This is a genomic window from Luteimonas sp. RIT-PG2_3 (genome assembly GCF_054902115.1).
The window spans coordinates 1-1665 of sequence record NZ_JBUBPF010000026.1 but is presented as its reverse complement, the minus strand read 5'-3'; the positions used below and the strand labels follow the sequence as shown (position 1 = coordinate 1665).

Annotated in this window: 2 protein-coding genes; both read right to left on the bottom strand. The window is 58.0% G+C overall.

Annotated features, from left to right (window positions below):
- Positions 1-424: 424 nt before the first annotated feature.
- Positions 425-808: a hypothetical protein gene (locus ACYX7E_RS18875; RefSeq protein WP_462082158.1), complete on the bottom strand. Its 384-nt coding sequence runs from the start codon at positions 806-808 to the stop codon at positions 425-427.
- Between the two features lie 513 nt (positions 809-1321).
- Positions 1322-1665: DUF4279 domain-containing protein (locus ACYX7E_RS18870; protein WP_462082157.1), on the bottom strand; the 344-nt coding region annotated here is incomplete at its 5' end.

Below are 1665 nucleotides of genomic sequence, written 5' to 3'. Positions count from 1 at the left end.
TTCTCTGGAAAGTGTGATCGGCAAGGCATAACGCCTGAGTTAAGCCGACCCGCGAAGCGGGTTCGGCTTGAATGAATTGTTAGGCCGCTGACCCGTGAGGCCAAGGCCGGCGACCACCAATGCAACAGCTTGCTCAATAGTGTCCGCCGTGAGCCGCTCAGCTGGCGCGGAACTCTCAGCAAGGAACGGACAAGCGCCGGTACTGGACTCTAGCTGGAACTCCACGTTACTTGCAGGGTGACGGAAGAACCACAGGCCATCGTCGTCAGCGCCAGTGTGCAGGACGGCTAAATGCTCCGCAGAAATATCCGGGTAAGCGTGACGAAGCTGGTCAATGACTGCATCAATGTCTCGCATGCCTTCCCCTGCGGCCTAACGCCTGAGTTAAGCCGACCTGCGAAGCAGGTTCGGCTTGAATGAATTGTTACGCCGCGACACTGATCTGCTCCAAGCAGACATGCTTGTCCTGCCCACTCGTAGTCACCACCAACTCTACCAACAGACCAGCTCCTGTGTTAGTTAGTGCGAGGCACTCGATGAGCGCGAATAAGCCAGAGTCATTTGGCTCAAGATACTTCACTGCAGGTGCGGAACGTTTTGCTTCAGGCGCAAGACTGACGGCGTGGACCTGAGCCAAACACGCCGCCAAGTCCTCTCGAATTGCCACTGCAGGCTCTCGGCCGAAGGCTAGGGCGTAACCAAAACGATCAGCTAAGGCTTGGCCGTCTCCGGAGGACAAGAGCTGGATGGCCTCGGCACCGAAGTTCGACAGCGAGGTCTCGTCTGTTTGGTTATCGGAAATCTGCATTAGCGGCCTAACGCCTGAGTTAAGCCGACCTGCGGCGGGGTGGCGACTGGGTGCTAGCGTAGCGGAAAAGCACCCAGGCGACGCCACGATGCGGGCTCGGCTTGAACGAATTGTTAGGGCTCACCTCGTATAACCGAACTGGCGGACGCAAAGTGCCAGGAGCCCCTCAAGAGACCTTACCTCCACTGGGACAAGGCCGCCAGAGGCCCGCTCCACGAATGAGCGAAGCACCAGCTCCAATTGGTCTTGACGGGGCCGGTCCGACAGATAGCCGGAAATGCTCACGACTCGCTCAGTTGGAACTAACTTGAGCAAGAAGCCAGAGCTGTCGTATGCGATGTACTCACCGTTACGAACATCAATAGGCTCGACGTAGCGGGCGGCCGCCTCCACGGACGGGAAAAAGCTGATGTCTCCGTGCTCGTCAAGAACTATGGGTGGGCGCATGCTTGCTGTGAGTCCTAACGCCTGAATTAAGCCGACCCGCGAAGCGGGTTCGGCTTGAATGAATTGTTAGGGCCCAACGCCCGGCTCTTGGTTACCAGCATCATAAATGTCCAATCCAAGTGCAATGCCATGCTGGCCGAGGGCAAGCAGTGCTTTTGCCGAGAGAGGCAAACCGTCATTGCTACCTGCCATAAAGATGCCGCAGAACAGATCCGGCTCATAGCAGGTCAGGGACTCCCAAACGCCAAGATCGTGAGTGAGCTGGTCGAGGATCTCAAAGATCTGTGCCTCCAAGTCCTCGGGCTCGCGGCGTGCCACGCTCAGGCGCCAGCTGCCGGTCTTAGCTATGCGCACAGCCCCGGTGTTGCGCCCCACAATTTCCTGGCCCTTGCAGCACGACTCGGTCGGAC

What these genes read in the sequence shown, in the direction of transcription:
- ACYX7E_RS18875 (WP_462082158.1), bottom strand. Translation starts at nt 808, where the DNA reads ATGCAGATTTCCGATAACCAAACAGACGAGACCTCGCTGTCGAACTTC.